Genomic DNA, 6,548 nt, shown 5'->3' on the forward strand with positions numbered 1-6,548 from the left:
ATGTCCTCCTACTTACAGATCATAACGAGACTGAATTTTCATGTATTTATTCGGAGTATTTTTGTATAAAGTACATGAATAAATAAATACTGAAAATAGAGTGTTTGTGTGAAAAGGAATTTAGAAAGAGGTAAATAAATTGAAAAACGCTACACATTTCATTGTGTTTGATATTGAGAGGAATTTCAGACCGTATAAATCAGAAAATCCGTCAGAAATAGTTGATATCGGAGCTGTAAAAATAAAAATAGGTACAATGAAGATAATTGAAGAGTTTTCGGAGTTAGTAAAACCAAGTGCACGATTAACTCGTCATACGACAAAATTGACTGGAATTACAAAGGAAGATTTAATTGGTGTAGAAAAATTCCCTCAAATTGTAGAGAAATTTATTCAGTTCATCGGCGAAGATTGTATATTTGTTTCATGGGGAAAAGAAGATTATCGCTTTCTATCTCATGATTGTGCATTACATGGTGTTGAATGCCCAAGTATAGAAAAAGAAAATAGAATTGATTTGCAAAAATTTGTTTTCCAAGCGTATGAAGAATTATTTGAACATACGCCAAGTTTACAATTTGCAGTAGAACAGCTCGGTTTAACATGGGAAGGGAAACAGCACCGAGCTCTAGCAGATGCTGAGAATACAGCAAATATACTTCTTAAAGTATATAGCGAGAGAGATATTCATAAACGGTACAAAAGACATGGCGAACTGGAACTTGTAAAGGACGGGAAACTAACGGAAAAAGCGAAAAAAAAGATGCGAAAATGGGTGTTTAAAGAACTAAAGAAAAATACAGAACGCTCTTTTGAATGGAGTACATTTGAAAGTAGTGACACGTGGGAAAGTATTACGGAAAGATATTATATAAGTGAAAATACAGTAGAACTGCTGAAAAAACATTTTCGTACGGCAGTGCGAAAAGCAGAACGGCAGATTAGGTATTTGGCTGAGATGGAGGAGAATGTAGAGGTTAAATGACATTCTCCTTTATTTTTAGCTACATAAATTTAAATTCATCGTATTAAATAGCAATTAATTTGTTGCTGTAATTGAGCAGTCATTATTGCTTTGAAATTTAGGGCGTTAGTTAGAATGTTAATCTGTTGAGGAGTAGTTAATTTTTCAAATCCTTTTGCATGTGCAAAGAAATGTTGTAGGAATTTTTTCTTCTCTTCAGTTAATCGTTTATGATTTCCTATTGGAAGACCTGCACATTTATATAAAAATTGTTTAGTATTACTTTTTAACTTTAAATCACTAATCCAATTCATAGTTTTTTCAGTGGTATGGCTGTTTATGTAGTTTTTCGGAACGGTTACTTTATAATTGTAATCCCGTAAATCGTTTTTAGTAAAGCCTGTCTGTTTTAAAATTTGTAATAGAGGGAAATGATTTTCCTCAAGTTTATTTAAAATAAATTGTCTATTGGTTTTATTAGAATCGCCTTTGTTATGAAGTCTACGAAGTATTTTGAGGTATTGTGAAGGTTTTTCTGTAAAATCTTCAATAATACAGGAGATTTGTTTTATATGTGGATTATTAGTTATGAAATTGTAACAATCGTATTTTCCAACTAAAATGTATTCATCTTTTAGAGGATGCTTTTCGACTGGTAAGAGTAAATCGAATATATCAATATATTCAATAGTACTGTTCATTTTTTTAGAATAAGATTTTGTAATGTAGGGATTATACAATAGATTTATTTTTTCAATAGGAATCATGCTAACTTCAGTTAAAGAATGAGGACTATGGTAAATGATCATATGTATTTACCTCCTTAAATCAAATATATAGCATTAGAAAGTTGTCTTATGATAGCAATAGGAAAATACGTGATTAATGTGAAAAAACCTACCTCTATAAAAGAGGTAGGTTTTTTGCAGTTGTTCTATTCAATTCCCTCTGGACTATAGCTATACTGCTGCTTATTCTCAATCCGCTCAATCACATCTTGCAATTCATCTGGCTTCAGAAACTCAATAGGAGAGAATCCTTTTTCAAACGTAAGTGTGTCTGCTTCAATCATAAGTACATATCGGTCATTTACCTTCGCAATATGTATTTGGTCCCCGAAATCAGCCAGTAGAGCCTTCACAGAAATATGGTCTGCTTTTAGCTTTAATTCCACTTCTGGGGCGTGCTCGACGATTTGAGCGGTAGCTTCCATTACTTCTTCGGTTGAAAATTGTTCCATAATTTCGCGTTTCGGACTGGCAGCCCATACTTCCATCGCTTGGTCGAATTGTTCGCGTTCTTCTGTACCTTCTTCAAATACATCTTCAATTTGGTCGTATACCATGTCCATTACTTGTGTTTTCATAATTTCAGGCATAGAGCGTTCATATTCGACGAATTTTAAGAAGTCTTCAAAGTAGCGGGCGTGTGATGCTTGGTGAATTTTTAATTCGCTCACTTCGACCATACCTTCTTCAGGCATGTACGGATATTGGATAGATTTCATATTCTTTGTTGTGATGGCCATTTCAACGTTACGAATCAGTGTTGATTCATCAGAAATAGAAGCCACCTTTGGTTCGAAGTCACATTTCATTACAAATACGAATGGATCATCAAAGTATTTGCGTAGTTTTGCCTGAGCAATTAAAAATACACCACCGCGTACAGCGCTTGTGTCAAGATATGTATAAACGAGAGGTTCGCTCATATCTTTAAAGTTTTCCTTTGTTTCTGCAAAGCGAATACGATTAAAAAGGTTGTAATGAGGGTTTGAATCAAGTTCGTGCCCTTCCTCTACAATAAAGCGACCAATTTTTGTTGGGGCTTGTTCTGTTTTTGCATGACGTTCTACTTTTCGCTTCGATATTTTTAATAACTCACCATTCAAAAATTCTTTTAAGGAGCTATCTTCATATTCTTCAGCGTCTAAAGTTTGAAAATGTTTGTAGCGTTTATCAACTGCTTCACCTTTTCCTTCTACTTGTACAACATAAAAGGAAAGATAATTTATTTCAAAATCCATATTTATCACCTTGTTTCATTTCATTAACTCTTATCAGTATAGAGATGGAAAAAACTTTCGTCAATTTATATAAGGAAGGGGGAGCCCCTTCCTTTATATAATTTTTATCCCGCTATTTGCCGGGCGGGCTGCCCGTAAAAGCCCGATTGGTGAAGGCTGATTAAAGTTTCACTTTATTTTCTCGATTAAAATCCGTCTTCTAATGCTGCGAATGGAATGTTTAGTCTGTTTTCTACTGTGCGTAAACGTTGGTTTAAGCGGTTTAGTCTACGTGTATGGCGCTCAACTGTATTTTCTAGTTGACGTACTCTTTGTTCAAGCTCATTTACGCGTCTTTCTAATTGACGATTTCCAGTGCCAGGAAAAGAGATTGGAAGTTGGAATTGTCTATTTTGGTCATATGGATTCGTTTGCTCTGCGTGATCTATATAAGATTGGTATTGTGCTTGTAAGTCATACTGTGGTTGTTGGTACGCATATTGATTATATGGATCATATGGATTGTAGGGATACATAATAACATCCTCCATTTCTTTAAAATAGGTTGAATTCACCATAATGTATGTGCAAAAGCGGAGCGGTGGCACGGCAAATACCTATTTATGTTGAGGGATTTTTCTTTATAAAAAATAGCTTGAGGGTTTTTGATTTGTATTTCTTTTGCTTAATGGTATATACTGGATAAAAGGGAGAGTTTACATAAAAGTTACAATTCTATCAAACTCAAACTTTTATGTAAATATGTATAGACATTTGTAAAAGAAAAGAGTAATTTATATAGAGTGAAAAATAACTTGTAACATTTTATAAACATATTGTAAAATGATTGTAACAAAACATACATAAAAATGAAATAAATACATAATAGTGATGTTGGGGAAAGGGAGAGAGTATATTGTTCCGTAAAGTAAAGGGTATATTAGTTGGGGTGTTATGTGTAGCTGTAGTGAGTGGCTGTGGTACAAAAGTAAGTGATGTTGCATTGGTAAGTGATATTGGTGGGCACACTGTAGAGGCTAAAGCAGAAGTGCAGGATACTATTAGTTTAGTTGATGGTCGAACTGGTACTGAAGTGAAAAAATTAGATTTATCTGGTTTAGGCTATTTTGAAGATGAAGCGAAATTTAAAAAGTCTGTAACAAAGGTTGTTGGTGAGGTTGGAAAAAGCGTCGACAAAAAAATGGTTCCTTCACGTATAGCACCTGATGGAAGTTGGCAAGAAGGAAAACCTTCTTATGAATTAATGGAAAAAGAATTAGTAGATAAATTGTTAAATGTGGGTATGTGGGATGCTACGTATCAGTTGCCGATCGTGGAGAAAAAACCAGTCGCAACATTAAGTGATGCGCAAGGAAATGGTACGGTAATTGGTAGATATGAAACGAACTTAGGCGGTTCAACAGGTGGCCGTATTGAGAATATTCGTTTGTCAGCAGCGAGCATAAATGGAGTTGTGTTAGCAAAAGGAGACCGTTTCTCTTTTAATTCATTAATCGGTGATACAACACCAGACAAAGGATATCAATTAGGGAAAGAAATAGTTGATGGTAAATTAGTAGATGGATACGGTGGTGGTGTTTGCCAAACATCTTCAACTTTATACAATGCAGCAGATCAAGCTGGCCTGAAAATGGTGGAGAGAACTACACATTCTAAAACGGTAGGTTATGTTCCTCAAGGAAGAGATGCTACAATTGCATATCCATATTTAGATTTAGTATTTGAAAATACGAATGATGCACCTGTGAAGCTTTATATGGGCATTCAGGGTGGAAAGCTAGTTGCTGAAGTACATAAAATGAGATAAGCGTTAAAAAGCCCCCTTTTCTGAAAGTTAGAAAAGGAGGCTTTTTTTATTATGAAAATAAAAATGTATGTAAATTCTGACTTTTCTTATTTACATAGGATGATTTTAGTTGTATCCTTCATAGTAACGGTTATATGTAATGGTAAAATATAGGGATAAGGAGATGAAGTTATTCATGGTACGAATTCATCCGAAAACACGTATTGGTCATGTTGAATTTAAAGTGAAAGATTTAGAGCGTCAAATTGCTTTTTATAAGAATGTTGTAGGATTAGAGGTAATTAAGCAAGAGGGGAATAAAGCATATTTAGCAGGAAAAGGTAGTAAGAATACATTACTTGTTCTTGAAAAGATAGAGGACGGGGTACTGCAAGAACCGCGTACGACTGGTATATATCATGTAGCCTTTTTAGTTCCGACTCGTGAAGCTTTTGCTTCTGCGCTATTTGGGGTTCTTCGTAATAAGAATGTAATTGACAGCCCAGCTGAACAAGAAGGGCGTTATACATATTCAAATGAAATTTTACCAATCTCAAGGTTTAACAGTGCAAGTGATCATACATATAGCGAAGCGTTTTATTTGCAAGATCTAGAGGGGAATGGTATTGAAATTTATGCAGACCGTCCGCGTGATCAATGGGGAGAAGGACCAGGAGGAAGTACGCCACTAGATTTAAAAGAGCTGGCAACACTCGTTGATTATGAGGCTGATGGATTACCTGCTAATACTGTCGTTGGGCACGTACATTTACGAATAGCTGATGTAGAAAAATCACACGAGTTTTATGTAGAGACAGTAGGGTTTGAAGTGCAACAACGTGAAGATGACTGCTTATTCATTTCTGCAGGAGGATATCATCACCATATCGGTGCAAATACGTGGAACGGAGTAAATAATCCACACCCACCAGTACATGCAACTGGACTAAAGGTATATACAATTGTACTACCGCATAAAGAAGCGTTAGATGCAGTGAAAGAAAGATTAATAGAAAAACAACATGAAATAAATGAAACTACAAATGGGTTTACGGTAGTAGATCCAAGTGGTATTACAGTGCAGTTTGAAATAGAAGCAGTGTAAAATAAGCGAGAAAGTGTATAATCACTTTCTCGCTTATTTGTGATCATTCATAGCTCAATCCAATATCTTCTTACTACATTCCCATCTTCCTCAGTGAAATCATCATCACGAAGCCCGCCGTTATGTAAAATCGTTTTTTCAGAAGCGGTATTCACTGCGTCGCAAACGACAAGTACTTTCGTGATGTCTAATTCCTTCGTTTTTTCTAATGATAATGCTAGTAATTTCGTAGCATAACCTTTTCTTCTTTCAGAAGGGCGAATGCCATAACCGATATGACCGCCAGCGTTAAATAGATGTTCAGTTAAACTATGACGTATATTAACAGCTCCGACAATTCTATTATTATTTGTAACGAGCCAATATGTAGAATCTGGTACCCAAGTTTCAGGGATATTTATTCCGTTATGCGCATCGAGAAGTTCTTGAACCATAGCTGGGAAGTTAGCAGGATTTTTTGAGATAACCCACGGGATCATTGTTTCACCGCTATCTTTCCATTCGTTATAGAAATCTAAGTATTCTTCTTGTAAATCAGTAGTAGGTGTAAGTAACGAGACGTTCATTGTTAGTAAGCTCCTTTGTTTATGTAGTATTTATAAAAAAATTATGACACAAAATGAAAGCGTTTTCTTAAGTTTCTCAACCTAATTTCATGTAATTCACC

The 6,548-nt window shown here is 35.1% G+C and carries 7 protein-coding genes; 3 read left to right on the forward strand and 4 right to left on the reverse strand.

The window, feature by feature from the left end; translation table 11 throughout:
- The first annotated feature begins 139 nt into the window (after positions 1-139).
- Entirely contained in the window at positions 140-985 is an 846-nt protein-coding gene (locus DN403_RS29195) for an exonuclease (protein ID WP_149186049.1), read from the forward strand.
- A gap of 35 nt (positions 986-1,020) precedes the next feature.
- Here the strand turns inward: DN403_RS29195 and DN403_RS29200 are convergent, their stop codons facing one another.
- The 3 genes from DN403_RS29200 to DN403_RS29210 form a co-directional block, all read right to left on the reverse strand.
- The gene (locus tag DN403_RS29200) at positions 1,021-1,773 is read right to left on the reverse strand and encodes a hypothetical protein (RefSeq protein ID WP_149186050.1); all 753 of its coding nucleotides are present in this window, start codon (positions 1,771-1,773) and stop codon (positions 1,021-1,023) included.
- A gap of 125 nt (positions 1,774-1,898) precedes the next feature.
- Positions 1,899-2,990: a DUF3900 domain-containing protein gene (locus DN403_RS29205; RefSeq protein WP_016077398.1), complete on the reverse strand. Its 1,092-nt coding sequence runs from the start codon at positions 2,988-2,990 to the stop codon at positions 1,899-1,901.
- A gap of 185 nt (positions 2,991-3,175) precedes the next feature.
- Positions 3,176-3,505 (reverse strand): hypothetical protein, encoded by a 330-nt coding sequence (locus DN403_RS29210; protein ID WP_000283708.1) that lies wholly within the window; start codon positions 3,503-3,505, stop codon positions 3,176-3,178.
- Positions 3,506-3,885: 380 nt separating this feature from the next.
- Between DN403_RS29210 and DN403_RS29215 the strand changes: the two genes are divergently transcribed.
- Both DN403_RS29215 and DN403_RS29220 read left to right on the forward strand, forming a co-directional pair.
- Positions 3,886-4,797: a VanW family protein gene (locus tag DN403_RS29215; protein ID WP_000488994.1), complete on the forward strand. Its 912-nt coding sequence runs from the start codon at positions 3,886-3,888 to the stop codon at positions 4,795-4,797.
- Positions 4,798-4,972: 175 nt separating this feature from the next.
- The gene (locus DN403_RS29220; RefSeq protein ID WP_000251643.1) at positions 4,973-5,881 is read left to right on the forward strand and encodes a VOC family protein; all 909 of its coding nucleotides are present in this window, start codon (positions 4,973-4,975) and stop codon (positions 5,879-5,881) included.
- A 47-nt stretch (positions 5,882-5,928) separates the two neighbouring features.
- On the opposite strand, the gene DN403_RS29225 is transcribed toward DN403_RS29220, so the two are convergent.
- Complete coding sequence (locus DN403_RS29225) at positions 5,929-6,447, reverse strand: GNAT family N-acetyltransferase (protein ID WP_001103122.1); 519 nt, start codon at positions 6,445-6,447, stop codon at positions 5,929-5,931.
- Between the last annotated feature and the right edge of the window lie 101 nt (positions 6,448-6,548).

The sequence above is a fragment of the Bacillus sp. AY2-1 genome, from assembly GCF_008368965.1.
Taxonomy (GTDB): Bacteria; Bacillota; Bacilli; order Bacillales; family Bacillaceae_G; genus Bacillus_A; species Bacillus_A thuringiensis_S.

Excerpts from the sequence above, each read along its gene's own strand:
- DN403_RS29200 (WP_149186050.1), bottom strand. The coding sequence starts at position 1,773 with ATGATCATTTACCATAGTCCTCATTCTTTAACTGAAGTTAGCATGATT.
- DN403_RS29205 (WP_016077398.1), bottom strand. The coding sequence starts at position 2,990 with ATGGATTTTGAAATAAATTATCTTTCCTTTTATGTTGTACAAGTAGAA.
- DN403_RS29210 (WP_000283708.1), bottom strand. The coding sequence starts at position 3,505 with ATGTATCCCTACAATCCATATGATCCATATAATCAATATGCGTACCAA.
- DN403_RS29220 (WP_000251643.1), top strand. The coding sequence starts at position 4,973 with ATGGTACGAATTCATCCGAAAACACGTATTGGTCATGTTGAATTTAAA.
- DN403_RS29225 (WP_001103122.1), bottom strand. The coding sequence starts at position 6,447 with ATGAACGTCTCGTTACTTACACCTACTACTGATTTACAAGAAGAATAC.